This is a genomic window from Pontibacter locisalis (assembly GCF_042684605.1).
GTDB classification, from domain to species: domain Bacteria; phylum Bacteroidota; class Bacteroidia; order Cytophagales; family Hymenobacteraceae; genus Pontibacter; species Pontibacter locisalis.
The window spans coordinates 908,684-934,873 of record NZ_JBHULU010000021.1; the positions used below are offsets into that span (position 1 = coordinate 908,684).

The following is a 26,190-nucleotide window of genomic DNA, read 5'->3' on the forward strand; positions in this document are numbered from 1 at the left end:
TCTTCTTATTTTCCTAAGAGTCTTGCCACGTATTTACCAATAATGTCAAATTCCAGGTTTACGGTGTCACCGGCTTTTACCTGATGAAGATTGGTATGCTCGTAGGTATAGGGAATGATGGCTACAGAAAAAGAATCTTTTTTTGAGTTGAAAACCGTTAGGCTGATGCCGTTAATACAGATAGATCCTTTTTCTACGGTAACGTTGCCACTGCTGGCATCATACTTAAAAGTGAAGACCCAGCTTCCGTTCTCATCTTCAACCGATTCACAAATGGCTGTCTGATCAACATGTCCCTGTACTACATGCCCGTCAAATCTGCCGTTGGCAACCATACAACGCTCCAGGTTAACGACGTCACCTGCCTTCAGGTGGCCGAGGTTTGTTTTTTGTAGGGTTTCATCAATGGCCGTCACCACATATTCATCCGCTTTTATACTAACTACAGTTAGGCAAACCCCATTATGTGCCACGCTTTGATCAATTTTGAGTTCATGCGTAAACGGTGATGTAAGGGTAAAATGTTTATTTGTATTTTCCTGGCGAACATCCCTTACGCGGCCTAGCGCCTCTATTATTCCTGTAAACATGGTTATCTTCTTTTTGATTGTCAAAATTAACAACATTCTGGGCTCTATGTTGCTCCATGGGTCCTTAATTGTAAAAATGAGAGGAGATATACAAAACAGATGCTTATTTTCGCAAACTTATCAAAGCAGTACAGTATAAGAAGTATAAACAAATCTGTTCAAACCTTATACAGCTCTAATTTTAAGAAATGCAAACAGACACCTACAAACACAAAGGCATGCGCCGGGCTTTAGTGAACCAGTTGCGTGAAAAGGGAATCAGGGATGAACGTGTACTGGCAGCTATAGAAGCTGTTCCGCGTCATTTCTTTTTTGAAAAAGCCTTTGTGGAGCAGGCCTACCAGGATAAAGCATTTCCTATTGGGGAGGGGCAGACTATTTCCCAACCCTATACCGTAGCTTTTCAAACAGAGTTATTGGAACTGAAACCTACAGATAAGGTGCTGGAAATAGGTACCGGCTCCGGCTATCAGTGCAGCATATTACTGCAGATAACTCCCAATGTTTATACAATTGAATACAACCGTGCGCTCTACGAAAAAGCTTTGATGTTTTTCCGGAAGTATGGTTTAAAGCCGCACACTTTCCATGGCGATGGCTCACAAGGTTTACCAAAGCATGCACCCTATGATAAAATTATTGTCACAGCCGGTGCACCCGGAATACCTAAAACACTTGTACAGCAGCTAAATGTGGGTGGCATTCTGGTAATACCTGTGGGTAATGAAAGCAGTCAAAAAATGATGCGTATCACCCGTGTGGAGCATGATGAGTTCACAAAGGAAGAGTTTTCCAACTTCAAATTTGTTCCTCTTCTGGGCAAGTCTGGCTGGGAGTCTGATAATCTGTAGCAGTAGTTGCTTTATCTAAGAGAATGAATTTTATTTGCTGGTGAGAAGCAACCATAGGCTTTGGTTTTTGTCATTTACAAAAACTAAATTAACTATGAAAAGAATTCTCACAATTTTAGCCCTCTCCTTTTTAACATCCTCGCTATGCCACGCACAACAAGAGTTTGAAGCCGTTTACTCAGATGTCTCCTTGTTCTGGAAGGCATTTGACAAGTTGAAAGGAGCAGAATCAAAACAAGACTCTGTTGCTATTTTAGAGCAGGAGTACCTGAACAAAGCTTCAGCGGGTGTCGAACAATTTATGCAGGGCCGAATCCAAAGTGCCAGTTACTTGCAGGAGACAATAAACCAGCATCGCAGCTACTACACCTACCTGCGCAACCACACCCCAAAGCTCCAAGAAATTCTTCCCCGTTTAAGCAAACACTACAAACGATTAAAAAAGTTATATCCTGATACAGACATACCCAAAGTCTATTTTGTAATTGGTGCACTTAACTCTGCAGGTACTATCAAGACAGATCCAATTGTTGGCGTAGATATGTTTGGGTTTTATCCTGAAACACCAAAGCATGAGCTGAATCCCTGGCTTTTATCCGTGTTACGCCCCATTGAGGCAATCGATGTTGTGGTTGTTCATGAGATGGTGCATGTGCTACAAAAAGGCTATGATGGATTGGAGAACACACTTTTGAAGAAAAGTATTGGCGAGGGCGCAGCTGATTTTCTGGGTGAACTGGTAACGCGGAGTAATATTAATAAGCATATACATTCGTATGGTAATGCACACGAACGAGAACTATGGCTTGAGTTCAGGAGTCAAATGCATGGTACTGATTTAAGTAATTGGTTGTATAACGGTTTAAAAAGTAAAGATAGGCCCGGGGATTTGGGGTACTACATTGGCTATAAAATCTGTGAAGCCTACTACAAAAACTCTGAAAACAAGAAGCAGGCAATAAAAGAGATGCTGGATATTACTGACTACGATGCCTTTTTAGCGAAGAGTGGCTACGAGTTAAAGTTTAGCCAGGCAAGCAAATAAGACAACAGCTCCTGATTTTTTCCGTGACATTGTAAGTATATTTTATACTTCGGCTTGGTGCGTGTATCTTTACGCCATCAAATAAGGCATAAAAGAAATGCGTAAACAGAAAAAAGTACAGGACTCCTATGTTATCATGACGGAGTTGGTGTTACCAAACGACACCAACACGCTGCACAACCTGATGGGTGGCCGCATGATGCACTGGATGGATATTGTTTCGGCTATTGCGGCACAGAAACATTCGAACAGAATTGTTGTAACTGCCTCTGTAGATAATGTTTCGTTTACAGAAAGTATAAAGCTCGGAAATGTTGTTACACTGGAAGCAAAAGTAACACGTGCTTTCAACTCCTCTATGGAAGTGCATATCGTTGTGTATGCGGAGGACATCCCTAGTGGTAAAAAAATGATGTCTAACCAGGCATTCTTTACCTTTGTGGCGGTAGACCAATTAGGGAACCCGATTGATGTGCCTGAAGCAATACCTGAGACTGAGGAAGAGATCAGGCTATATGACGGAGCCTTGCGCCGCCGTCAGCTTCGTTTGGTTTTGGCCGGACGTATGAAGCCTAGCGAGGCAAATGAATTACGGTCAATTTTTGATATCAAAGAAGACGCCCAGGGCAACTAATATGGCAGGACTGCAGGCAGAGCATCTGAGTATGGAGTTCCTGAGGAATTTCATTCCCGAAACTGTTTACAAGGTGGAGGGAGATGATGCTGCGCCAGTTAATTCAGGTGAGACTAAAGCCGTGAATGCTGAAACAGTACCGGCTGTAGAGAAACCTGCTGCTACTGCTAAAGCTAGTTCTACTGTACATCAGACACCAGCTTTACCAAAACTTCCTAAAGTAGAAACTGCTGCCCCTTCCGGTAAATACCGTTGTATTGGTAAAAACAATAAAGGGGTAGTTATTCTGGTTACTGTTCAGGAGGAGGAGTTTCAGAAATTACCGCAGCTTGGCTTTCTCCAAAAGATACTTTCGGCCATTGGTCTTAAATCTGATGATGTGGCTTACTTAAACAATGTTTTCGGAGCTATAGCTAAGTTTGAGGATCTTAAAAGAGAGATGGAGGTTAATTATATTATCAGCTTTGCAAGTAGGCTGGACACAGACCTGCCACATGAGAAGTTCACTCTATATAATCCTGTGAAAGTAGGTGATGTCCCTGTTGTTTTCTCTCTTGCACTTGAGAAGATAGAGAACGATGTGGAGCAGAAGAAACTTCTATGGGGGGCTCTTCAACAGGTGTTTTTGTAGTACCTGTTTTACATACCTCAACAAAAAAGCCTGTCTAGGAAAGACAGGCTTTTTTGTTGAGGTTATGCTAAGTAACTTACTTCAGCAACGAGGCCAATTTATTTTCCAGGTCCTCTCCTCTTAAACCCTTTGCTATGATTTTTCCTTCCGGATCCAGAAGCACTGTCTGTGGTATAGCAGTTACATTATAGAGTTGTGCAGCACTGCTCTCCCATCCTTTCAGGTCAGAAACATGGGGCCAGGTTAGTTGATCTTTCTCGATAGCAGCCAACCACTTATCTCTTGACTGGTCCAGGGACACTCCAAAGATCTCGAAGCCTGCTCCCTTGTTTTTATACTTGTTGTACATTTTTACAACGTTTGGATTTTCTTTGCGGCAAGGACCGCACCAGCTGGCCCAAAAATCGATAAGTACATATTTGCCTCTCAGAGACGAAAGAGACTTTGTATCTCCTTCCGGAGTTGCCAAGGCGAAATCAGGAGCAGTTTGTCCTATTGCCGTACTTCTGTAGGGCTTCAGGCGCTCGTTAAGCATTGTAGTGTACTTTGAATCAGGGATATTCTGGCTGAACAGCGTTGCCATGCTATCGGCAAAGGCAAAGTCATTAACCGGATCGATGAGACTGGCCGTACCAAATGCAGAGACTACTGAACCAGGATGCTGTGCGATAAAATCCTTAACGCTTCGTTGAAGTACCAGGTATTCCTGGCGTATATTCTCTGCCTCTGCTTCGTTACCCTCCTGCATGGCTTTATTAAATCGTTGCTCCAACTCAACCTGCTTCATCCTTGACTCATTAACAAGCTTGTTAAGCTGCTGGAAGAGTTCGGAATCCTCTGATCCTTCGATATTTACAGTGCCGTTTAAATCCTGAGCATTGGCAGCCAATTTGATCTTGCCACTATCAAGAACCAGCATAATTCCATTTTGCTGATCCATGGCAATCCGGTAAAAAGTTGGCTCCTGCACCTTTCCTTTAAATTTAAAGGACCCATCCTTTTCCAACTCAGCAGTATCGCGCGGAACAAATTCCTGCTCCGTTAATTCGTATAAGTATACCTGCTTTGCCGTGGCATTCTCAAATTTACCTTCAACTGTAAAGTTGTTTCCTTCATTGGAGGCAGATTTGTTTCCCTGGCAGCTGGCCATTACAGCGGCAGCAGAAGCTGCCAGCATGATGTTTTTGAATTTCATAAGCCTGTGTTTAAGCATTTAAACCTTCGCGGAGAAGCTGATTTGCTACTTTAGGGTCAGCCTTACCCTTCGTCTTCTTCATTATCTCTCCCATAAACATGCCAATTAATGACTGCTTGCCAGCCTTGTATTCTTCTACCTTAGCCGGGTTGGCAGCTAAGACCTCCTGTATGATCTGTGCTAATTCCCCTGAATCAGATTCCTGCATCAGGTTTTGCTCTTCCGCCACTTGTTGAGCAGTGGAAGCAGGATTTTCCAGCATGTACGGGAATATCTTTTTAGAAGCTACGGAATGGCTTACTTTGTTATCATCCACTAGTGCTATAAGCTGTGCAACCTGCACAGGAGCTAAAGGAAAGTCTTTGATATGCAGCTGAAGTTCGTTCAGGTAAGACTTAACCGGACCCATCATCCAATTAGATGCAGCTTTGTAGTTGTTGGTTTCCTTGCAAAGCTCCTCAAAGTATAAAGCTATTTCTTTGGCATCAGTTAAAACGGCAGCATCATACTCTGGTAGTCCCAGTTCGTTCACGAAACGGTTGTAGAGCTCCTGCGGAAGGCTAGGCATGGCGGCACGAACACTTTCAAGCCACTCGTGTTCTATTACAAGAGGTGGCAGGTCCGGCTCCGGGAAATAACGATAATCATTAAGTGTCTCCTTAGAACGCATGGCTGTCGTAGCACCTGTATTAGCATCAAAGTTTCGGGTTTCACCTTCTACTTTGCCTCCGTTTTCAAGCACCATGATCTGGCGTTCAATTTCATGCTCAATAGCACGCTGCACATTTCGGAAAGAGTTCATGTTCTTTACCTCTACTTTAGTGCCCCAAAGCGGAGAGTCCTTTAACATTACAGAAATGTTAGCATCACAACGCAGAGACCCTTCCTCCATATTACCATCACAAATATCCAGGTACTTCACCAGTCGCTTGATCTCTGTCAGGTAGTTGTAGGCCTCTACAGAATCACGAATGTCTGGCTCAGAAACGATCTCAATAAGCGGTACCCCCGCACGGTTGAAGTCAACGAGGGTTTCTATTTCACCAGGCAGGTGCATGGACTTACCCGCATCTTCTTCCATGTGGATACGCGTGATGCCGATTTGCTTGTCGTTCCCATCTGCGTCTTTTATAGAAATATTGCCGTTGGTACACACAGGTGTTTTATCCTGGGTGATTTGGTAGCCCTTTGGCAGATCGGGATAAAAATAGTTCTTGCGTGCGTAGATGTTGTAGCGCGTGATGTCGCAATTTGTTGCCAAGCCCATTTTCACGGCCATTTCCACCACTCTTTTATTTATGCGTGGCAGCGTACCAGGATGGCCAAGTGTAATCACACTTAAGTTAGTGTTAGGCATCATGCCATACTCGGTAGAGTCGGATGAATAGGCCTTGCTCTCTGTTAATAATTGCGCGTGCACTTCCAGGCCAATAATTGCTTGGTATTTATCTCTTATCGCTTTATCCATTTTAATTTATCTAGTACCTGTTAAGTATAGATTATAATGTCATAAAATCTGGGCCTAATATAATCAATAGCAGTAGTACTACTAAAGTGATTATGTTTGCCAGCCCTATACCTATCAGATAAACCTTCTTTTGCTTTTGGTTATCTTCTTTTTTTTAATAACTCTTTAATATATAATATAAGCCAATAGGCGAAGCTATAAACCCAATAACAGCCGGGAAAAAGGGAAATAATGAAGCAAAATCGCCTTTTATAACCGAAACCCGTGTTAATGAATAGCCTATATTTGAAAATATAAATGAATAAAAGATGACATAATACAATGTTCTCGCTTTATCCAGGTTTATAGTTTCAGTAGCCATAAGCATGCAATTATAGTATGCTTTTAACTAATTCTACTGCCTTACCCGGCACTGCCGCAAGACCTGCAGCGTTCTTACCGCCTGCAGTTGCATAAAATGGCTGGCCACCGCCACCGCCTTGAATCTCCTTGGCAAGTTCACGCACCATCTGGCTGGCGTTCATGTTCTTTTCAGCAACCAGGTTATCAGATAGCATAACAGCGATTTGTGGTTTACCATCTATTTCAGCAGCAAGAACCAGCACTAAGTTATCTATTACCTGGCGCATATCAAATGCCAGCTTCTTCAAGTAGTCCGATGAACTTACCTCCACCTGCTCAGCTACCAGGTTTATACCATCCAGTTGTTGTGCATTTTGCGCTAAAGAATCTTTCAGGCTGCTCAACTGCTTCAGTTCATACTGTTCTAGCTGTTTCTGAAGGGCTTTATTTTCTTCCTGCAGCTTCTCAACAGCACCGGAAACATTGCTTTGCGTGTTAAGCACTTCACGAACAGCATGCAGCTCATCCAGCTGTGCCTGCACGAAGTCTTCTGCTACCTTAGCTGTAATGGCCTCAATACGACGGACGCCTGCCGCTACTGAGCTCTCAGATACTATTTTAAAGTAGCCTATCTCACCGGTGTTGTACACGTGCGTGCCGCCACAAAGCTCTACGGAATGCTCACGATCAAAAGCAATCACACGAACAAACTCGCCATACTTTTCACCAAACAGAGCCGTGGCTCCCATATCCTTCGCTTCTGCAATTGGCACATTACGCTGTTCTTCCAGTGGAATACTCTGACGCACGCGCTCGTTCACGATATGCTCTATCTCACGAATCTGTGCATCTTCCACTTTAGCGAAATGCGAGAAGTCGAAGCGCAGTACTTTTTCGTTTACCAAAGAGCCTTTCTGCTGCACGTGCTCACCTAAAACTTTACGTAAAGCGGCATGCAGTAAGTGCGTAGCAGAGTGATTCTTACGGATATAGTTACGACGCTCAAAATCGATCTCGCTACGGAAAGCAGCTTCGATGTTTTGAGGCAACTTAGCCGTGATATGAAGTATAAGATGGTTCTCTTTCTTCGTATCCAGCACTTCGATCTGTTCTGAGTCAGAAACCAAATAACCGGTATCGCCTACCTGACCACCACTCTCTGCATAGAAAGGAGTTTTGTCAAGCACGATATGGTATTCGCTCTTGTTCTTGGTCTTCACCTGGCGGTAACGCACAATATGCGAGTCCGAAACATTACAGTCGTAGCCCACAAACTCAGTAGTTACGTCCGGTTGAACTATAACCCAGTCGCTTTGCTCCGAAGCCGATGCGTTGCGCGAACGGTTTTTCTGTTGCTCCATCTCTACGCCAAAACCAGCTTCGTCCACTGTCAGGCCTTTTTCACGGGCAATCAGGGCGGTCAAATCAAGCGGAAAACCGAAGGTATCATACAGCTCAAAAGCAGTTTTGCCATCGATGGTATTGTTGTTTTCTTTGAATTTAGCTTCCAGTGCATCCAGGCGTTTCAGACCATTTTCCAGCGTACGCAGGAACGCGTTCTCTTCTTCTTCGATCACGCGCTGCACAAAGCTCAGTTGCTGCTTCAGCTCCGGGAATACAGTTTCCATCTGATCAGCCAACACGGCAGCCAGTTTGTACAGGAACGGCTTTTTGAAATCAAGGAAAGTGAAACCGTAACGCACCGCACGACGCAGGATACGACGGATAACATAACCGGCCTTGTTGTTAGATGGCAGCTGACCATCGGCAATTGTAAAAGCAATGGCACGGATGTGGTCAGAAATTACGCGAATGGCAATATCTGTTTTCTCATTTTCGCCATACTTCACTCCGGCTTCTTTGGCTACATACTGGATCAGAGGCTGGAAAACGTCTGTATCATAGTTTGAGCGCTTGCCCTGGATTGCCATGCAAAGCCGTTCAAAGCCCATACCTGTGTCCACGTGCTGTGCAGGAAGTTTCACCAAAGAGCTATCGGCCAATCGGTTAAACTCCATGAATACGTTGTTCCATATCTCCACAACCTGCGGATGATCGTTATTCACCAGAGACTTGCCGTCTACCTGCGCGCGTTCCTCATCCGTTCGTAGGTCCACATGAATTTCAGAGCAGGGACCGCAAGGACCTGTGTCTCCCATTTCCCAGAAGTTATCTTTCTTAGAACCCATTAGTATCCGGTCCTCAGCGATCATAGACTTCCATATATTGTAGGCATCCTGGTCCATAGGCAGGTTTTCGCTTTCATCGCCCTGGAAAACAGAAACGTATAGCCTGTCCTTTGGTAGCTTGTATACTTCCGTCAGCAGCTCCCACGACCATTCCAGCGCATCCTTCTTAAAGTAATCGCCAAACGACCAGTTACCAAGCATTTCGAACATGGTATGGTGGTAGGTGTCATAGCCAACCTCTTCCAGGTCGTTGTGCTTGCCGCTTACCCTTAAACACTTTTGTGTGTCGGCTATGCGCTTATAGGGTGCAGGCTTATTACCTAAAAAATAATCCTTGAAAGGCGCCATACCTGAGTTGATGAACATCAGGGTTGGATCATCCTTAACAACTATTGGTGCTGAAGGCACTACCTGGTGTTGCTTGGAAGCAAAGAAGTCGAGAAACTTTTGTCTTATCTCAGCTGAATTCATGTATGAGTATTAAGCATTTAGATACTTAGTGCTATACTTGTTGTTTAATAACAAAAAATATAGAATTTTTGCCTTACGGAAACGCGCAATATTTGTGCCCTTTGCAAAGCCTAATAGAGGCAAAAGTAGCATATTTTAGGCGTAAACAGTAATAACTGTACAAAAATTCATCGTGTGTTTCCTTCATATAGAAATTAAGCTATGCCTTATAAAGAAAAAGAAATAGAGAAGCAGTACTATACGATTGGGGAAGTTGCTGCCATGTTTGATGTTGCCCCCTCTCTTGTACGTTTCTGGGAGACGGAGTTTGAGCAGTTAAACCCTAAGAAGAACAAGAAGGGTAACCGCCAGTATACCGCAAAAGACATTGAGACGCTTCGCACAGTTTATCACCTCGTAAAGGAGCGTGGGTACACCATACAAGGAGCAAAAGAGGTGATGAAGAACAAATCTGTTCAGACAAAGGATAAGATAGAAATCATTGAGTCACTGGAAAAAGTGAAAGCTTTTCTGGTAGGCATCAAGGACCAGTTGAACACCAAAGCTTAAAAGCCACGTAAGCCCTTACGATGGCGGAAGAACAGATTTTATTTGCTGTAGCACTTACAAAACTTTATGGAGTAGGATCTCAACTTACTCGTTTACTGGTAAGTTATTGCGGATCACCTAAAGCAGTATTTGAGACACCACCCGGCAAACTCGAAAAGATTCCGGGTGTAGGAACCGTACTTATCCGGAGGATTGCAGAGGGGAAAAGGTCAGCCCTTTTGCAAGCTGAGGAAATCGTAAAGCGGGCTGAGGAGGAGGATGTGCAACTGCTATTCTATACTTCTCCCAAATACCCTGACCGTCTCAAGCAGATAGCTGACGCGCCTACCCTTCTGTACTATCGCGGTAATGTGAACCTGAATCAAAGACGCATCATCAGTATTGTAGGCACCCGCCAGATCACCAGCTACGGACAAACCGTGACGGAGCGTATCATAGAGGACCTAAAACCTTATAATGTTGTAGTAGTCAGCGGTCTCGCCTATGGCGTTGATGTGGTGGCACACCGCGCTGCTTTACAGGCTGGTTTACCTACCATTGGTGTAATGGCCACAGGGCCAGAGTCGGTTTACCCAGCTGTACACAGGAAGTACGCAGAACGTATGTTAAGCCAGGGTGGATTGCTAACAGAAAACAGCTTTGGCACAAAGCCCGATGCCCCTCGGTTTCCAGCGCGAAACAGGATAATTGCCGGTATATCAGACTGTACTATTGTGGTAGAGGCTGCGTTAAAAAGCGGCACCCTTATCACAGCCGATATCGCCCATGGATATGACAAAGAGGTCATGGCTGTTCCTGGAAATATCACCTCCCCTGTTTCAGAAGGAACAAATTACCTGATCAAGTCATTGAAAGCAGTTGCTTATACATCTGTGCAGGACCTGGTGGAATTAATGAATTGGGATTTACAGGATGAAGCGGAAACCCGCTTTAAAGCCAAAGCTTCCTTTGATGCTTCTGAGTTCAATGAGGAGGAACTTAAAGTTTTGCATGTCTTACAGCAGTCAAAAGAAGAGCACATGGATAATCTTAGCTGGAAATCCCAGGTGCCGGTAAGTGCTTTGGCTTCTGTGTTATTAAGCCTGGAGTTTAAAGGTATAGTTAAAGCAAAGCCCGGTAAGCGATTTGAGCTGCTTGCCTCCTGATTTCTATTTTTATATTTAAAAGCAGGATAATCTCCTATATTAGCAGGTATAAAACCTGCCCATGTACCTGCTATTCAATAACGAGCTTTTACCTGAAGAGGAATTTCGTTTACCGCTGACTAATCGTGCTTTTCAGTACAACGACGGTTTCTTTGAAACTGTAATGGTGGTGAATGGGAAGCTGCGTTTTTGGTCTGACCATTTGGACCGGATGCAGGAGGCAGCGCAGGCGCTTAATTTTAACGTTCCGTCTTTATTTTTGGAAAACAACTTTGAGCAAGTACTGCTGAATCTGTCCCATATGAATGGCGCTCAGGCATCAGGACGTTTGAAGCTTAAAGTATGGAGAGCCGGTGCTGGTTTATACAGCCCACAGACATCTGACATTGATTGGCTTGCCACAGCTCAGGTTGCTTCAGTAGCCACTGTTGAACCTCTCTCTATTGGAGTATGCGAGAAAATAAGAACCGCTTTCTCACCACTCTCACACTTTAAAGGTCCTAATTCCCCTATTTATGTTTTAGCCAGCATGGACAAACAGCGTCTGAAAATGGATGATGTCTTACTTCTAAGTTCAGAGGGATATATCGCTGAGCTTACTTCCTCTAATATATTCTGGTTTAAAGATAATGAACTCTTCACTCCAACTTTAGAAACTGGCTGTGTTAATGGGATTATGAGGCGGAATATTTTAAGGTGGTGTGAATCAGAGGGTATATTGGTCAGGGAAAGTAAGGCTCCATTTACAACGCTTTTTCTGGCAGATGAAGTTTTTTCTGCTAATGTAACTGGGATAAAGGACATCTATTTTTTAAACGGGAAGCCATTACACCGCCATTCTACCCTTGCTGATTATTTTAGAAATCAGCTAAATATGATGGATTGATTTTCTTAGTACCTTGTTACTTAAGTAGATAAATTTTCTTGAACTAGGGCTTCTATTCCCACAACCTATGTTCAAACTGGCTTCGTCCAAACCTCTTCCCAGATACCCCTGAATGGGCTCTCCAATAAACCATACTCTTAATATTCAGCTCTTTCTATAATTTAAAGAGTTATACATAATATTAGTATAGCTCATGTTACTGAAGGTGCCTCATCTTCCTGTAAATCATGCTTTGTTTTATTTACATTGCTGAGTAAGTATTTGATTTCAAACCTAAAACAATTCGATGGAAAAAGAAATACTTTAATTAATCTCACCTTAAACAACATTTTATTTATGAAACACATTTACATCTACGCTTCGCTCTTTCTGGGCGGAGTACTTTTTTCTCCCTCTGCTTATGGCCAGGGTCAGAGTAAAATCAAACAAAAAGTAGAGGCTGCCAATGGCACACCTGCATTTATCGAGTTTAATACCGAAGGAGCTGCTCACCGTTCTGAACAGGCAAGAGAAGTTCTGAAGACTTACCTTAACCTTTCAGCTGCTGATGATCTGAAACCTGGTAAATCAGAGAAAGATGATATAGGCTTTATTCATCAGCGATTTAATCAATATTATAAAGGGATAAAAGTTGAGCATGGGGCATACATTGTTCATAGCAAGAACGGTGTGGTGCAGTCCATCAACGGCGACTTTAAGAAAATTGGTGCTGTTAGCACTCAAGCTGCATTGTCTGAAAAGGCTGCGCTGGCAAGTGCACTAAAATACATCAATGCCAAAAAATACATGTGGCAGGTGCCTGACCAGGAGGCTTGGGCAAAGCAGCTAAAGAATGATCCTAATGCCACTTTCTTTCCTAAAGGCGAGTTGGTGATCATTGATAATACTTATTCTAATAACAAGGAAAATCAAGGTAAGCCAGTTCTTGCTTATAAGTTTGATATCTATGCGCAGGAGCCTGTAAGCCGGGATTATGTGTATGTGAATGCACAAACTGGAGAGATTGTTTTCAAAGATGCTATCATTAAACATGCAACAGCTTCTGGTAGTGCAGCAACAAGATACAGCGGCACCCGAACTGTAACAACCGATAGCTATAGCGGATCTTACCGTTTACGTGAGTATACCCGTGGCAGCGGCATAGAAACGTACAACTGTAAGACAGGTACCAGTTATACCGCTGCTGTAGACTTTACCGATAATGACAATAGCTGGACTTCGGGTGAATTTAACAATACAGCCAAAGATAATGCGGCACTGGACGCTCATTGGGCTGCACAAATGACATACGACTATTTCAAGCTGAAGCACAACAGAAACAGCTATGATAACGCAGGAGCAAAAATCAAGAGTTATGTGCATTATGACAAGAGCTATGAAAATGCGTTCTGGAATGGCTCAGTGATGACCTATGGCGACGGAGCAACCCGTTTTGATGCCTTAACCAGCCTGGACGTAGGTGCTCACGAAATTGGCCACGCAGTTTGCTCCAATAGCGCAAACCTTGTTTATAGCAATGAGTCTGGTGCCATGAACGAAGGTTTTTCTGATATCTGGGGTGCTGCCGTGGAGCATTATGCTGCACCTGAAAAATCCATCTGGCTGATAGGAGAAGATATTGACAAGCAGCGTCCTGCTTTACGCTCCATGAGTGATCCTAATTCTGAAGGCCAGCCAGATACATACAAAGGGGACATGTGGTATAGTGGTACAGGAGATAATGGTGGGGTGCACTATAACAGCGGTGTACTTAACCACTGGTTCTATGTTCTTTCCGTTGGTAAATCAGGCACAAATGACATCGGCAATAGCTTTAGTGTCACTGGCATAGGCATTGATGCTGCTGCAAAAATTGCGTACCGTACTGAAGCTGTTTATTTAACATCTAACTCTGTTTATGCAGATGCCCGTACCTACTCCATACAGGCTGCGGTTGATCTTTATGGTGCAGGTTCTACCCAGGTTATTCAGACAACAAATGCCTGGCATGCCGTTGGCATCGGTGGTAAGTATGGTGAGGTGACTTACTGTACCTCTCAGGGCAATAACTCTTCTTATGAGTGGATAGCCGGAGTAAAAATAGGAAGCTTTAGCAAAACATCCACTGCTGCCGGATATTCAGACTTTACTGGTACTTCAGTAAATGTGAATGCAGGTAGCACGTACGCTATCACGCTTACTCCTGCTTTTGCCAGCACAGCATATAATGAATACTGGAAGATCTGGATCGACTATAACAAAGATGGTGATTTTGATGATGCAGGTGAATTGGCATATAACGCAGGTACTTTAAGCAAAACAGCTGTTAGTGGTAATATGACCATCTCCTCCTCTGCTTCCGGAACTACGCGTATGCGCGTGTCTATGAAATATAATGGAGCGCAAACAGCGTGTGAATCCTTTGGTTATGGAGAGGTTGAAGATTATACCATAAAAATTTCTGGGGCATCTGCTACATGTGCTGTTCCCGGTAGTCTTTCTGCCTCTAACGTTGGAACTACTTCAGCAACTCTTTCCTGGGGTGCTGTTTCCGGAGCGTCCAGTTACAGCGTTCGATTCAGACCAACAGGCACAACAACCTGGACTACGGGCAGTGTAACGAGCACATCTGCGAATGCAACTGGTTTATCGGCCAGCACACCATATGAGTTTCAGGTAAGTACAGTTTGTTCTGGTAGTAGCTCTGCCTACTCATCTTCTGCTACTTTCACAACTTCAGCCGCTGCTGTAACTTATTGTACATCAAAAGGCAGTAATGCAAGTTATGAGTGGATTGACCTGGTGCAGTTTGGTGGAATTAACAACTCTTCCGGTAATGACGGGGGGTATAAAGATAACACGTCGCTAACTGGTTCAACTACACGTGGCGGCAGCAGCACAATTTATATTAGCGCTGGCTTCTCCGGTACGGCTTATACCGAATACTGGAAGGTATGGATCGATTTTAACCAGGATGGTGATTTCGATGATACCGGTGAACAGGTTGTAAGCGGTTCTTCATCCAGCAGTGGTACTTTAAGTGCAACAGTGAATGTGCCTTCTACTGCCCTTCTTGGTAAAACCAGAATGCGCGTTTCTATGAAATATAACGCGGCACAAACATCTTGTGAAACCTTCAGCTATGGGGAAGTGGAGGATTACAGCGTTAACATTGTTAGTGCGCTAATGGCCACCTCTTCAAGTAGCAGCATTAAGTCTGAAAATCTGGGAGAAGAAACAGGACCGGATGTGATAGTATATCCAAACCCTGCTACTTCTTACATCCGGGTTAGCGCACCTTCTGAAAGTGTAACTGTAAAGGTGTTGAGCGTTACGGGAGTAGAATTAATTCGTACAGAGGTTAAGGGCAATGAGCAACGTGTGGATGTTTCAAAACTTCCTACAGGCATCTATGTGATAAGTATACACGATGGCCAAAAAGAAACACATCAGAGAATTGTGAAAGAATAGTTTTTACAATAATTTTCATTGTGCATAGATACCCGGTCAGTTTGGCCGGGTATCTTTTTTTATTCCCCCCTCAACACAAAACATTTTTTCACTATAAAATTACTGGCATGTGGTGCTGTATTTAAACTTTTGCAAATGAAATACTTATACATTTTGGAAGTAGATGTGTCTTTAAAGTTCCTAAGATGAAAAAGCATAACCAAAACCTGTTGCATGACCGGCGCAGCTTTATCAAAGGTATTTCTTTTGCATTAGGCGCCAGTGCGCTGGGTATGCCTCTAATCTCTTTTAGCACCGGAGCAGCCGGAAGCAGTGAAACAGGATCAGATTCAGAATTCGAAACAGTCAGACCCAGCCAAAAGAAATTAGGGGTAGCCTTGGTAGGTTTAGGCAGCTATAGCACGCATCAACTGGCACCTGCCCTGCAGGATACAGAGAAATGCCACCTGGCAGGTATCGTTACAGGTACACCATCCAAAGCTGAAGCCTGGAAGAGGAAGTATAATATTCCGGACAAGAACATCTATAATTACGATACCATGCAGCAAATCAAGGGTAATCCGGATATAGACATTATCTACATAGTACTACCCAATGGCATGCATGCAGAATATACCATAAAGGCAGCTGAAACAGGTAAGCATGTAATTTGTGAAAAGCCTATGGCTACCTCGGTAGAAGACTGCAAGCGCATGATCGACGCCTGTAACAGGAATAATGTAAAGCTTTCGATTGGGTATCGGTTACATTTTGAGCCACACCACCAGCGGGTAATGGAACTGGGGCAGCAAAAAGTATATGGTGCCGTCAATAAAATTGAGGCTGCTGACAGCTTTGTACTGCGTGGTGACCCAACCGTGTGGCGGCTTGATAAGGAATTGGCGGGAGGCGGCCCATTGATGGACCTGGGAATTTACTGTGTACAGGGTGCCATTTATACGTTAGGAAACGAACCAAGCGCTGTTACAGCCAAGTTTGGTGAGATAACCCGGCCTGATTATTTTGATGAGGTGGAGCAGTCGATTGACTGGCAGATGCATTTCCAGGATGGAGCAGTTGCCTACTGCAGCAGTAGCTACAATGATAGCGCCAGCAGGTTATACGGCAAAGCAAAAAATGGGTGGTGGGAGTTGCAGCCATCTTTCGGCTACTCAGGCATAAAAGGACGTACGAGTGAAGGTCCCATGAACTTACCAAACGTGAACCAGCAGGCCAGACAAATGGATGCTTTTGCTGAATGCATCCTGGAAAACAAAGAATCAAGAGTGCCTGGGGAAATGGGGATGAGGGATGTAAATATCTTAATGGCAATTTACGAAGCTGCCAGAACGGGTAAAAAAGTGCAAATAAGCTAAAGGGAAACACTCAGAATGTATTGCCTCATCAATTTGCATTAACTTTATTCGCTAAATAGGGTACTTCTAGTGCAAAGCCTGATATAAGCATGAGCAAAAAAATAAACGTAGGACTGGTTGGTTATGGAATGGCGGGTCAGGTTTTTCATGGTCCATTTATAACTAACGTTACGGGCTTATTTCTAAAAACAATAAGAGAAACACGACCAGAAAAAATCAGACTAGCCAACTCCAGATACCCACATGCAACTATCGTGAAGGAAACTACAGCCATCCTCGCCGACAAAGAAATTGATTTAGTGGTACTGGCCACCCCCAATCATACCCATTATTTATTGGCAAAAGAAGCTTTGTTAGCTGGGAAACATGTGCTTGTAGACAAACCCTTTACCACCACTTCTGCCGAAGCTGATGAGCTGATTGAATTGGCAAACAAAAAAGGGAGGTTACTGAGCATCTTTCAGAACAGGCGATGGGACAGCGACTTTCAAACTATCAAAAAAGTATTAAGCAGTGGCTTGTTAGGTAACCTGGTTGAGTATGAGGCTCGTTTCGACAGGTTCAGAAATTTTTTGAAAGAGAACACCTGGAAAGAAGAGGATTTACCCGGATCTGGTATTTTGTATGATCTGGGTTCACATCTTATCGATCAGGCACTTTGTTTATTCGGGGCTCCAGAGGAAGTGATGGGCGACCTTCGGATACAAAGAAGTGGCTCCAGTATAATTGATAATTTTGAAGTGGTGCTACATTATGAAAAGCTCAAGGTTATTCTTAAAGCAAGCATGCTGGTTAAAGAGCCAACGCCACGTTACAGGCTTCTGGGGGACCAAGGCTCATTTGTAAAGTATGGGATTGATGTACAGGAAGAAGCTTTAAAAAAAGGGTTAACTCCTGCTGACGTAGCTGATTGGGGGTTGGAGCCGCAAAATATCTGGGGAGACATCAACGCAGATTTACAGGGGCTGCAGGTAACAGGTAAAGTAAAAAGTGAGAAGGGAGATTATACCGGCTTATACCACAATTTATACAAAGCTATCCTAGGTGAAGAAGAGTTGTTTGTAAAGCCAGAACAGGCTAGAAACACCATCAGGGTAATTGAACTGGCAATGCAGAGTAATGATGAGAAGCGTCGGGTGAAATATTACTAAAACCACTAAGTACTCTTTTGCTCTCAAGAGCAGAATAAATAAAAAAAGAGGCACAGGCTTTCACCTGTGCTCTTATTAGTTGTAGGCTTTTAATTTAACCCTTTTTGGGATACCATTCCTTCAGCCTCACGTCTATCTTTTTATTCTTGTCGTTTACCTTTTTTCTGAATGCTTCCACATCGCTTAACCCATTCTGCCCACGGTAGTGGTATGGATAAATGATCTTAGGTTTAAACTCTAAAACAGCACTTGCTGCCTGGTTAATATCCATTGTATAGGGTAAATTCATAGAGACAAAGGCAACATCAATATTTTTCAGGGCACGCATTTCAGGTATATCCTCCGTGTCTCCTGAAATATAAACCCTCTTTCCTCCAACGTTCAAAATATAGCCGTTGCCCCTTCCCTTTGTATGTCGGGAGTCTTCACTCTCCGGAAGGTTGTACATGGGAACAGCGTTAATAAACATGCCTAGTTCACTGATGCTTTCACCATTCCCTATGACCTTTACCTGATCTTTATACTTTTCAGGTAACTGATCAGCCACCGCCTGAGGAACCACAAATACAGCTCCTTCCGTATCCAGGGCATCTAATGTTTTTTTATCCAGGTGATCACCATGTATGTCTGTGATCAGGATAAGGTCCGGCTTAGGTAAGGCCGTGTAAGCCTCTGCTCCTCCATACGGGTCAACATAGATTGTTTTGGTATTCCAGTTTAGTACCAAAGAACCATGGGTAACAGGTTGTATGGTTAAGTTTCCCTTTTTTGTTTCAATCTGATCAGGTACAGCACGCTGTGCGAATGCTTGCAGGCATGCCAAACAAAGGATAAAAGCAAGTAAAGACTTTAGTGTCATAATTATGGTTTTTAATTGTTTAACCTTAAATAGAGTTATACAAAAGTCTGTGCTTAAAGTTTACCCAGGCTGTCTGTTACACTGCCACAGGTGCTTTGATGCTGGGATGAGGGTTATAGTTCAGCAATTGAAAATCTTCAAATTTAAAATCGAAGATGTCTTTTACATTTGGGTTCAGCTTCATTACTGGCAGTTCATGTGGCTCCCTGGTCAATTGAAGCTGTGCCTGTTCCAGGTGGTTCAGGTACAAATGGGTATCCCCTCCCGTCCAGATGAATTCCCCAGGCTCCAGACCTGTAACCTGGGCCATCATGAGCACTAGTAAAGCGTAGGAAGCAATGTTGAATGGCACACCCAGGAACACATCGGCAGAACGCTGGTAAAGCTGACAGGACAGCTTCCCATCAGCTACATAGAACTGGTAGAAGGCATGGCATGGGGGTAGCTTCATATTTTCTATTTCTGCCACGTTCCAGGCACTCACAATTATCCGACGGGAATCCGGGTTGTTTTTCAGTTGGTTTACCACTTGTGAGATCTGGTCAATGTGTCTTCCGTCCGGGGTTGGCCAGCTCCGCCACTGAGAACCGTACACTGGTCCCAGGTCACCATTCTCATCTGCCCATTCATCCCAGATAGATACTCTGTTTTCTTTGAGGTAACTGATGTTGGTATCTCCCTTCAGAAACCACAGTAATTCATGAATGATCGACCTGAGGTGCACTTTCTTGGTAGTAACCAGCGGGAACCCTTCTGAAAGATCAAATCGCATCTGATAACCAAAAATGCTTAACGTTCCTGTTCCGGTTCTGTCTTCTTTCTTCACCCCATTGTCCAGGATGTGTTGCATCAGGTCTAAATATTGCTTCATGTTATAAAGGATACTTTTAAAGTAGTTAACTGTTAAAGATAATATGAATTGTTGAATAGTAATAGATAGGTTCCCTAACTGTTTTAAAACTAAAGCTAAAGCAAAAAGCCCCCTGAATAGCAGGAGGCTTTTTGCTTTAGGCAGGTAAAAGCGCTTATTGTTGTGCTTTCTTGTCTTTTGTTTCTTTAGACGACTCAGTCTTTGGTGCTTCTTTCTTCATGCAGCACGACATGGGTTTTTCTGCAGCCTTATCAGTAGCAGCGGCAGTCATATGGCAGCTTTCTTCCTGAGCTCCTTTTTTGCCTTTTTTTGTTTTAGCACCGTCTTTTGCGCTATGCTGCATAGTACATTTGCCACCTTCGCAGGCAAATGCAGGAACAGCTGCCGCTGTACCGATAAAGCTGGCGACTGCCAGCATAAGAACCAGTTTTTTCATACCGTAATTTAATGAGAATCCGTTTTAAACAAAACAAACTACCTTTAGTTGTTTCTATGTAAAAATACGCTTTTGAGCGTATTGAAAAAATGAGTTTTATCGCTATTTTTTTGATTTGAACTACAGAAAATTAAGTTACCTGGTATTACTGTTGGTCGGTTTGCTCACAGCAGTAAGTATACATTATGCAACAAAGCTCCGGTTCGACTATAACTTTGATAACTTTTTCCCTAAAGGAGATCCTGACCTTACTTATTACTTTAGCTACCGTGACAAATTCGGCAATGATAATGACTACCTGCTGATCGGACTGGATAATAACAAGAGCCTGTTTGATCAGGAGTTTCTACTAAAAGTTGACAGCCTCACCAGGTTTGTGCAGCGCCTTCCGAACGTGGAAGCGGTGCTCTCTCCTACTACCATCAAAAGCCCTGTTATAGAGCAGTTTGGTTACTTCGAGATTCCATACCTTCATTTAGAGGAGCCTGAGCGTTTTTCCCAGGACTCCACCATAATTTACAGTAACGGAGAACTGGTAGGAACATTGTTTTCTGAAGACGCTACTTCCGTTTCGCTGTTTGTGCAGACTACAGATGATTTGGGTAAAGGAGCAAGTGATACATTGATAGCTGCTGTAACAGACAAGCTGGAGGCTTTAAACATGTATGATCATCACATGGCAGGTAAGGCATTGGCGCAGTCAGTTTTCATAGAGAAGATGCAGGTGGAGCTTGCCATCTTTATGTCTGCCTCCATTCTGCTTGTAATCCTTTTTCTCTGGATCACATTCCGAACGCTTTGGGGTGTGGTGGTGCCGCTTATAATTGTACTGCTGTCAGTTATCTGGGGGTTGGGAGCCATGGGGATTTTTGGGAAGCCAATCGATATTATGACGGTTCTGTTGCCTACCATCATTTTTGTGGTGGGCATGTCTGATGTCATCCATATACTCTCCCGCTACCTGACAGAGCTTAGCCACGGCACAGAGAAAATGGCAGCCATAAAAGTTACTTTAAGGGAGGTTGGGCTGGCTACGCTTCTAACCTCTGTAACCACGGCCGTTGGTTTTCTTACCCTCTTAACGACAGATATAGTTCCTATCCGTAATTTCGGTTTATATACAGCCATTTCCATAGGCTTGGCCTTTGTACTTGCCTTTACAGTGCTTCCCTCGCTACTAGTGCTGCTAAAGAGGCCCGATACTCAAAAAGTTAAGCGCAGGGGCCTTTCCTGGCCTATAACACTTCGTCGTATGCTTCGCTACGTTCTCCGGAATCCCGGTCTTATCCTTACCGTCAGTGCGTTTATAACCATGTTAAGCCTGGTGGGGATCAGTATGATCAAAGTAGATACTACCTTGCTTGAAGACCTGGGGGATGATGACCCAATCATACTTGACTTTAAATACTTTGAAGAAAAATTTGCGGGTGTAAGGCCTTTTGAGTTGCACCTGATTGCCGGTCCGGATCATACTATTTATGATTATGAAGTACTGCAGGAGATCGAGGAGTTGGAAAATTACCTGGAAGGCACCTATGGGCTTAATTTTGTTTCATCGCCTGCCACTATAGTTAAAACTGTTAACAGAGCACAAAGCGGCGGATTGAATGAATATTATAAGCTGCCAGAGAACAAGCGGCAGTTACAAAGCGTGAGGAGACGGCTGGAAGCTTTTAAGAATCGCAGCGAAATGAGGAGTGTGGTAACACCGGACGCTAAAGAGGGACGTTTAACGGGAAAAATGACGGACATAGGAAGTGCTGCCGCAACTGTGCTAAACGACTCCCTCCGGACTTTCATGGCACAAAACATAAACCCGGAATACCTGCAGACCCGGCTAACGGGTAGCGCCCTCCTGCTCGATAAGAATAATGAATACGTAACAATGAACATGATGCAGGGACTACTGATTGCTTTTGGGGTAATTGCCCTGATTGTAGGTATTATCTTCCGGTCTTTCAGAATGGTGCTGATCTCGCTGGTACCCAATATCATCCCTTTGCTGATGATCGGAGGCATCATGGGCTTTTTAGGCATTAACCTGACAGTTTCAGTCTCTATTGTTTTTACCATTGCTTTTGGTATTGCCGTGGATGATACCATCCACTTCCTGAGCAAGCTGAAGTTGGAGTTAATGGCTGGAAGGTCTTTGCATTATGCTATTAAAAGATCCTTTATATCAGCCGGTAAAGCCATTATCATTACCTCCTGTATTCTGATGGGAGGTTTCATGACGCTAATTCTCTCTACCTTTGACGGCACATTTTACGTTGGCCTGTTTGTAAGCCTTACTTTGCTGTTTGCTGTGGTGGCAGACTTGTATCTTTTACCTGTTTTGATTTTGTATTTTTACAAACCCTCAAAAAAAGTTAAGGGCTAGTCCAATAAGATGACCATCTTTACGTCTAAATTGTTAGACTACCTTTTGGAGAACAAGATGAAGAAGCTATTGGTAATTGTCTTTTTATGCATTGCCTGTATAAAAGGACATGCGCAGGACGACAAGTTAACAAGACTTATGAATGAGCGGGAGCAGCTCGTGATGGAGTACCAGTATTACAACCAGCAGAACAGTAATTTCTGGGGGAAAAAGTCAAAAAAAGACCTGCTCCACATTATTGAAACACTCAAAAAGATCATTAATACCGACTCTGAACTGATTGCAGCCGTAAAAGAGGCTACTATTAAACAAATGGCAGCCAGTACGGTAGAAAGCCAGCGTGAAGGTAAAATTGTGCTGGAAGACCAGCGGATTATTGATTCACGCATAAGCGGGCTACAGAGTCAGGTAAAAACACTCCAGTCACAGTTAAAAAAACGTGAGCGCGAAATAGCAGACCTGAATGAGCAGATAAAGGAGTCTTATAACCTGCGCTATGGCAAAGACAAAGTAATAACTATTTTAGCTGTTGTTGCTTTTGTGCTTTTGCTTTATGCTGTGTTTCTGCAGGTGCGTTTAAATAAAGCGGCAACAGTTACACGTAAAAAGAAGAAAGCCTAAGAATACAGGTATAGCTTTTATATTACTAAGTCAGGGACTTAGTAATATAGAGGGAATCCGGAGGAGTTGGAGATTGTTAGTTAAAAATGACTGTCTTTTTAGAAGGCATCATAACCAGGACGTCTTAAAAATATAGGGAGAGGCTGGCTGCAAACCAGCCTCTTTTTTTGATACACATGAGCGAGATATTAAATGAACTTCGGCAGGTGCAGGACCTGCTAAAAATAGAGCAGGAAGAAGACCGGCAGCAGTACAAGCTGAAGAGTCAGAAAAGCACCATTGCGGAACGTAAGGCAATGGGCTTTTGCTGGTACCCTGTTACCATCACCAAAGAAGAACTCGGTTTTGGCAATAAGGTGGTGATAGAGCTTGAGCGAACAAAAGATCGTGATCAGCTGCATCTTTTACAGACTGGTAAAGCAGCAGCTCTTTTCACGAATAATGGAGAGCGGCAAAGCCTGAGCGGTGTTATTGTTGGCCTCAAACGGAATAAGGTTCTGCTGGCGACCAATAAAGAAGACCTGCCCGATTGGATTGATGATGGCCGCCTGGGCATTGATCTTACTTTCGATGAAATGAGCTACCGCGAAATGGAGATAGCCATGAAGAAAGTTCTGGAAGCCTATCGCACCAGGTTGGCAGAATTGCGGGACATCCTGTTAGGCGATGTTGCTCCGCGGTTCACGGATGAAAAGATGGATCCGATTCCCACACTTAATCCATCTCAGAACGAAGCAGTTCAGAAAATTGTGCAGGCAAAAGATGTGGCCATTATTCATGGACCTCCCGGAACAGGTAAAACCACTACGCTGGTGCAGGCCATACTTAAAACACTAGAAACGCAGAAGCGCCTGCTGGTTACTGCACCCTCTAACACTGCTGTAGACCTACTAACAGAAAAGCTGGCAAATGAAGGGGTGAATGTGATTCGAATAGGTAATCCCTCCCGGGTGTCGGATGTGCTGCTGGAGCATACATTGGATGCCCAGATCATGAGTCACCGCTCTTATAAGAACCTGAAGGATTACCGGAAAACAGCCGCTGAATATATGCGGATGGCCTCCCAGTTTAAACGGAAATTCGGCCATGAAGAGCGGGCCCAGCGGCAGTTCTTCAGGTCAGAAAGCAGGCGCTTGCTCGAAGAAGCGGATCGTGTGGAAGAGTACATAACAGATGACCTACTGCATAACGTGGAGGTAATTACCTGTACCCTGGTGGGCGCAGCAAATAAGGCTATCCGCCACCTGGAGTATGATACAGTGTTTATTGATGAAGCTGCCCAGGCACTTGAACCAGCCTGCTGGATTCCTATTTCCAGGGCTAAACGTGTGGTATTGGCCGGTGATCATTGCCAGCTCCCTCCTACTGTAAAATCCTTTGAAGCAGAAAAAGGAGGCCTGAACAAAACCCTTTTTGAGAAATGTATTGAGCGGCAGCCGGATGTGGCCGTAATGCTGAAAACTCAATACCGGATGCACCACCACATCATGGAATTTTCAAACAAGCAGTTTTACCATGGAGACCTGATGGCTGATGAAAGTGTGCACAGCAGCGACCTGCATGCGTATAATATCCATTTTCCTGCAGGCATGGCAGTTGAGTTCGTTGATACAGCAGGATGTGGTTTTTATGAAGAAGATTCTCCCGAAAGACAAAGTTCTGCTAATCCGGAAGAAGCAAATCTTCTTTTAAATCACCTGGCACACCTGCTCAAGCATTATTCCCACGCCGATGAAGAAATTGAGCACTTGCGCATTGGCGTGATTTCTCCTTACCGGGCACAGATTAACTACCTGGAAGATAAAATTGAGCACATGCCGCAACTGCATGAGTTAAGGCAACTACGTCACCTGTCAGTTGGTACAGTAGATAGTTTCCAGGGGCAGGAACGCGATATTATCTACATCAGCATGACGCGTAGCAACGAACAGGGAGAGATTGGTTTCCTGGCAGATATACGCAGGATGAATGTGGCCATGACCAGGGCTAAGAAGAAATTAGTGATTGTGGGTGACAGTGCTACGCTTAGCCAACACCCTTTTTATGCTGACTTTCTTTCTTACGTAGAGAGTATTCATGCTTATCGAAGTGCCTGGGAACTGACAGAAATAATGCCATAGGGCAGCTGACATTAGAAAAGACAAACAGGATTAGAGGAAGGCTTTTATTTTTCGTACCTTTAATACTTGTGATAATTTAAACTCTAAAACATGAAAATAGAGAATAACAAAGTAGTTACGCTCACCTACGAGCTTCGTATTACAGACGAGAACGGAGAACAGAACCTGGTGGAAACAGCGAATGAAGAACATCCGATGGTTTTCATTTATGGTATGAGCGGATTACCGGAACAATTTGAGGATAGCCTGGAGGGTAAAAATGCTGGCGATACCTTTGATTTTAAATTGAAACCTGAAGAAGGCTATGGCGATATAAACCCTGATGCAATTGTTGATCTGCCTAAAAATGTTTTTGAGGTAGAAGGAAGTATTCCTGACAATATGCTGGAGGAAGGCAATTTCATTCCAATGGCTGACAGCGAAGGCAACCAGCTGCAGGGACGTGTAATAGCTGTGAAAGATGACAGCGTAACAATGGACTTTAACCACCCATTGGCTGGAAAAGCACTGAGCTTTAAAGGCAAAGTAGAAAATGTGCGTGAGGCAACTCAGGAAGAGATTGACCACGGGCATGTTCACGGCGAGGGTGGTGTGCATCACTAAACCTGAATAATACTTATTGATTTATAAGACAGGGAGCATCAGAAATGGTGCTCCCTGTTTCTTTTAAAATAGTATTGTTTGTCCTGCTGAGATTATTATAAATTTATCACTATATTAGCTAAATAGTATAAAATATATGTAACAGAGGAGATAGAGCCATAAAGCCAACTCACACGCCTTTGTACATAGTGCAGATAAACGTATGTTTACGCATATCCGCTAGTTGGGGTAAACTTAAAGTATGGAAATAGCTTCAATAATTACAGTGTTAATAATTGCTGTTTGCCTTTTACTCACTGTTGTCTTTTTAGTGGGCTATTTGATAAAAAGAAGAAAAGCTCGATTAAG

21 protein-coding genes are annotated in these 26,190 nt (G+C 43.6%); 14 read left to right on the forward strand and 7 right to left on the reverse strand.

What is annotated here, in order from left to right:
* Positions 1-5 precede the first annotated feature (5 nt).
* Positions 6-590: a riboflavin synthase gene (locus tag ACFSRY_RS17935; RefSeq protein WP_377511124.1), complete on the reverse strand. Its 585-nt coding sequence runs from the start codon at positions 588-590 to the stop codon at positions 6-8.
* A gap of 188 nt (positions 591-778) precedes the next feature.
* On the opposite strand from ACFSRY_RS17935, the gene ACFSRY_RS17940 reads away from it, so the two are divergent.
* The 4 genes from ACFSRY_RS17940 (at position 779) to ACFSRY_RS17955 (ending at position 3,751) form a co-directional block, all read left to right on the forward strand.
* Positions 779-1,441, forward strand: coding sequence for a protein-L-isoaspartate(D-aspartate) O-methyltransferase (locus ACFSRY_RS17940; RefSeq protein ID WP_377511127.1), 663 nt, complete (start codon positions 779-781; stop codon positions 1,439-1,441).
* Between the two features lie 94 nt (positions 1,442-1,535).
* Positions 1,536-2,486 (forward strand): gliding motility protein GldB-related protein, encoded by a 951-nt coding sequence (locus tag ACFSRY_RS17945; RefSeq protein WP_377511130.1) that lies wholly within the window; start codon positions 1,536-1,538, stop codon positions 2,484-2,486.
* Positions 2,487-2,583: 97 nt separating this feature from the next.
* Complete coding sequence (locus tag ACFSRY_RS17950; RefSeq protein ID WP_377511135.1) at positions 2,584-3,120, forward strand: acyl-CoA thioesterase; 537 nt, start codon at positions 2,584-2,586, stop codon at positions 3,118-3,120.
* A 1-nt stretch (position 3,121) separates the two neighbouring features.
* Positions 3,122-3,751, forward strand: coding sequence for a hypothetical protein (locus tag ACFSRY_RS17955; protein WP_377511137.1), 630 nt, complete (start codon positions 3,122-3,124; stop codon positions 3,749-3,751).
* Between the two features lie 76 nt (positions 3,752-3,827).
* Here ACFSRY_RS17955 and ACFSRY_RS17960 read toward each other — a convergent pair whose 3' ends face one another.
* The 3 genes from ACFSRY_RS17960 to alaS all read right to left on the reverse strand — a co-directional run bounded on the left by ACFSRY_RS17960 (position 3,828) and on the right by alaS (position 9,416).
* Positions 3,828-4,946 carry a redoxin domain-containing protein gene (locus tag ACFSRY_RS17960; protein WP_377511140.1) on the reverse strand — a complete coding sequence of 373 codons (1,119 nt, stop codon included), beginning with the start codon at positions 4,944-4,946 and terminating at the stop codon, positions 3,828-3,830.
* 10 nt (positions 4,947-4,956) lie between these two features.
* Positions 4,957-6,414, reverse strand: a complete 1,458-nt coding sequence (gatB, locus tag ACFSRY_RS17965) for an Asp-tRNA(Asn)/Glu-tRNA(Gln) amidotransferase subunit GatB (RefSeq protein WP_377511143.1) — start codon at positions 6,412-6,414, stop codon at positions 4,957-4,959.
* A gap of 371 nt (positions 6,415-6,785) precedes the next feature.
* Positions 6,786-9,416, reverse strand: coding sequence for an alanine--tRNA ligase (gene alaS / locus ACFSRY_RS17970; protein WP_377511147.1), 2,631 nt, complete (start codon positions 9,414-9,416; stop codon positions 6,786-6,788).
* A 201-nt stretch (positions 9,417-9,617) separates the two neighbouring features.
* Here alaS and ACFSRY_RS17975 point away from each other — a divergent pair, with 201 nt between their 5' ends.
* From ACFSRY_RS17975 to ACFSRY_RS18000, 6 genes are all read left to right on the forward strand, one after another.
* A complete protein-coding gene (locus ACFSRY_RS17975) occupies positions 9,618-9,965 on the forward strand; it encodes a MerR family transcriptional regulator (protein WP_377511151.1) in 348 nt (115 codons plus the stop codon).
* Between the two features lie 20 nt (positions 9,966-9,985).
* The gene (dprA, locus tag ACFSRY_RS17980) at positions 9,986-11,110 is read left to right on the forward strand and encodes a DNA-processing protein DprA (RefSeq protein ID WP_377511154.1); all 1,125 of its coding nucleotides are present in this window, start codon (positions 9,986-9,988) and stop codon (positions 11,108-11,110) included.
* 61 nt (positions 11,111-11,171) lie between these two features.
* The gene (locus ACFSRY_RS17985; protein ID WP_377511157.1) at positions 11,172-11,996 is read left to right on the forward strand and encodes an aminotransferase class IV; all 825 of its coding nucleotides are present in this window, start codon (positions 11,172-11,174) and stop codon (positions 11,994-11,996) included.
* Between the two features lie 336 nt (positions 11,997-12,332).
* Positions 12,333-15,446, forward strand: coding sequence for a M4 family metallopeptidase (locus ACFSRY_RS17990; RefSeq protein ID WP_377511160.1), 3,114 nt, complete (start codon positions 12,333-12,335; stop codon positions 15,444-15,446).
* A gap of 185 nt (positions 15,447-15,631) precedes the next feature.
* On the forward strand, positions 15,632-16,801 hold the full coding sequence (locus ACFSRY_RS17995) for a Gfo/Idh/MocA family protein (protein WP_377511163.1): 1,170 nt from the start codon (positions 15,632-15,634) through the stop codon (positions 16,799-16,801).
* Between the two features lie 89 nt (positions 16,802-16,890).
* Positions 16,891-17,952: an oxidoreductase gene (locus ACFSRY_RS18000; RefSeq protein ID WP_377511166.1), complete on the forward strand. Its 1,062-nt coding sequence runs from the start codon at positions 16,891-16,893 to the stop codon at positions 17,950-17,952.
* A gap of 94 nt (positions 17,953-18,046) precedes the next feature.
* Here the strand turns inward: ACFSRY_RS18000 and ACFSRY_RS18005 are convergent, their stop codons facing one another.
* From ACFSRY_RS18005 to ACFSRY_RS18015, 3 genes are all read right to left on the reverse strand, one after another.
* Positions 18,047-18,811 carry an MBL fold metallo-hydrolase gene (locus ACFSRY_RS18005; RefSeq protein WP_377511170.1) on the reverse strand — a complete coding sequence of 255 codons (765 nt, stop codon included), beginning with the start codon at positions 18,809-18,811 and terminating at the stop codon, positions 18,047-18,049.
* Between the two features lie 76 nt (positions 18,812-18,887).
* Positions 18,888-19,682: a thymidylate synthase gene (locus ACFSRY_RS18010; protein ID WP_377511173.1), complete on the reverse strand. Its 795-nt coding sequence runs from the start codon at positions 19,680-19,682 to the stop codon at positions 18,888-18,890.
* A gap of 154 nt (positions 19,683-19,836) precedes the next feature.
* The gene (locus ACFSRY_RS18015; protein ID WP_377511176.1) at positions 19,837-20,118 is read right to left on the reverse strand and encodes a hypothetical protein; all 282 of its coding nucleotides are present in this window, start codon (positions 20,116-20,118) and stop codon (positions 19,837-19,839) included.
* A gap of 115 nt (positions 20,119-20,233) precedes the next feature.
* On the opposite strand from ACFSRY_RS18015, the gene ACFSRY_RS18020 reads away from it, so the two are divergent.
* From ACFSRY_RS18020 to ACFSRY_RS18035, 4 genes are all read left to right on the forward strand, one after another.
* A complete protein-coding gene (locus ACFSRY_RS18020; protein WP_377511179.1) occupies positions 20,234-22,498 on the forward strand; it encodes an efflux RND transporter permease subunit in 2,265 nt (754 codons plus the stop codon).
* A gap of 57 nt (positions 22,499-22,555) precedes the next feature.
* Positions 22,556-23,119: a hypothetical protein gene (locus ACFSRY_RS18025; RefSeq protein WP_377511182.1), complete on the forward strand. Its 564-nt coding sequence runs from the start codon at positions 22,556-22,558 to the stop codon at positions 23,117-23,119.
* A gap of 176 nt (positions 23,120-23,295) precedes the next feature.
* Positions 23,296-25,239: an AAA domain-containing protein gene (locus ACFSRY_RS18030; protein WP_377511185.1), complete on the forward strand. Its 1,944-nt coding sequence runs from the start codon at positions 23,296-23,298 to the stop codon at positions 25,237-25,239.
* 90 nt (positions 25,240-25,329) lie between these two features.
* Positions 25,330-25,842 carry an FKBP-type peptidyl-prolyl cis-trans isomerase gene (locus ACFSRY_RS18035; protein ID WP_377511188.1) on the forward strand — a complete coding sequence of 171 codons (513 nt, stop codon included), beginning with the start codon at positions 25,330-25,332 and terminating at the stop codon, positions 25,840-25,842.
* Positions 25,843-26,190 lie beyond the last annotated feature (348 nt).

Coding starts and splice junctions, on each gene's coding strand:
- ACFSRY_RS17935 (WP_377511124.1), bottom strand. CDS start 590: ATGTTTACAGGAATAATAGAGGCGCTAGGCCGCGTAAGGGATGTTCGC.
- ACFSRY_RS17940 (WP_377511127.1), top strand. CDS start 779: ATGCAAACAGACACCTACAAACACAAAGGCATGCGCCGGGCTTTAGTG.
- ACFSRY_RS17945 (WP_377511130.1), top strand. CDS start 1,536: ATGAAAAGAATTCTCACAATTTTAGCCCTCTCCTTTTTAACATCCTCG.
- ACFSRY_RS17950 (WP_377511135.1), top strand. CDS start 2,584: ATGCGTAAACAGAAAAAAGTACAGGACTCCTATGTTATCATGACGGAG.
- ACFSRY_RS17955 (WP_377511137.1), top strand. CDS start 3,122: ATGGCAGGACTGCAGGCAGAGCATCTGAGTATGGAGTTCCTGAGGAAT.
- ACFSRY_RS17960 (WP_377511140.1), bottom strand. CDS start 4,946: ATGAAATTCAAAAACATCATGCTGGCAGCTTCTGCTGCCGCTGTAATG.
- gatB (WP_377511143.1), bottom strand. CDS start 6,414: ATGGATAAAGCGATAAGAGATAAATACCAAGCAATTATTGGCCTGGAA.
- alaS (WP_377511147.1), bottom strand. CDS start 9,416: ATGAATTCAGCTGAGATAAGACAAAAGTTTCTCGACTTCTTTGCTTCC.
- ACFSRY_RS17975 (WP_377511151.1), top strand. CDS start 9,618: ATGCCTTATAAAGAAAAAGAAATAGAGAAGCAGTACTATACGATTGGG.
- dprA (WP_377511154.1), top strand. CDS start 9,986: ATGGCGGAAGAACAGATTTTATTTGCTGTAGCACTTACAAAACTTTAT.
- ACFSRY_RS17985 (WP_377511157.1), top strand. CDS start 11,172: ATGTACCTGCTATTCAATAACGAGCTTTTACCTGAAGAGGAATTTCGT.
- ACFSRY_RS17990 (WP_377511160.1), top strand. CDS start 12,333: ATGAAACACATTTACATCTACGCTTCGCTCTTTCTGGGCGGAGTACTT.
- ACFSRY_RS17995 (WP_377511163.1), top strand. CDS start 15,632: ATGAAAAAGCATAACCAAAACCTGTTGCATGACCGGCGCAGCTTTATC.
- ACFSRY_RS18000 (WP_377511166.1), top strand. CDS start 16,891: ATGAGCAAAAAAATAAACGTAGGACTGGTTGGTTATGGAATGGCGGGT.
- ACFSRY_RS18005 (WP_377511170.1), bottom strand. CDS start 18,811: ATGACACTAAAGTCTTTACTTGCTTTTATCCTTTGTTTGGCATGCCTG.
- ACFSRY_RS18010 (WP_377511173.1), bottom strand. CDS start 19,682: ATGAAGCAATATTTAGACCTGATGCAACACATCCTGGACAATGGGGTG.
- ACFSRY_RS18015 (WP_377511176.1), bottom strand. CDS start 20,118: ATGAAAAAACTGGTTCTTATGCTGGCAGTCGCCAGCTTTATCGGTACA.
- ACFSRY_RS18025 (WP_377511182.1), top strand. CDS start 22,556: ATGAAGAAGCTATTGGTAATTGTCTTTTTATGCATTGCCTGTATAAAA.
- ACFSRY_RS18030 (WP_377511185.1), top strand. CDS start 23,296: ATGAGCGAGATATTAAATGAACTTCGGCAGGTGCAGGACCTGCTAAAA.
- ACFSRY_RS18035 (WP_377511188.1), top strand. CDS start 25,330: ATGAAAATAGAGAATAACAAAGTAGTTACGCTCACCTACGAGCTTCGT.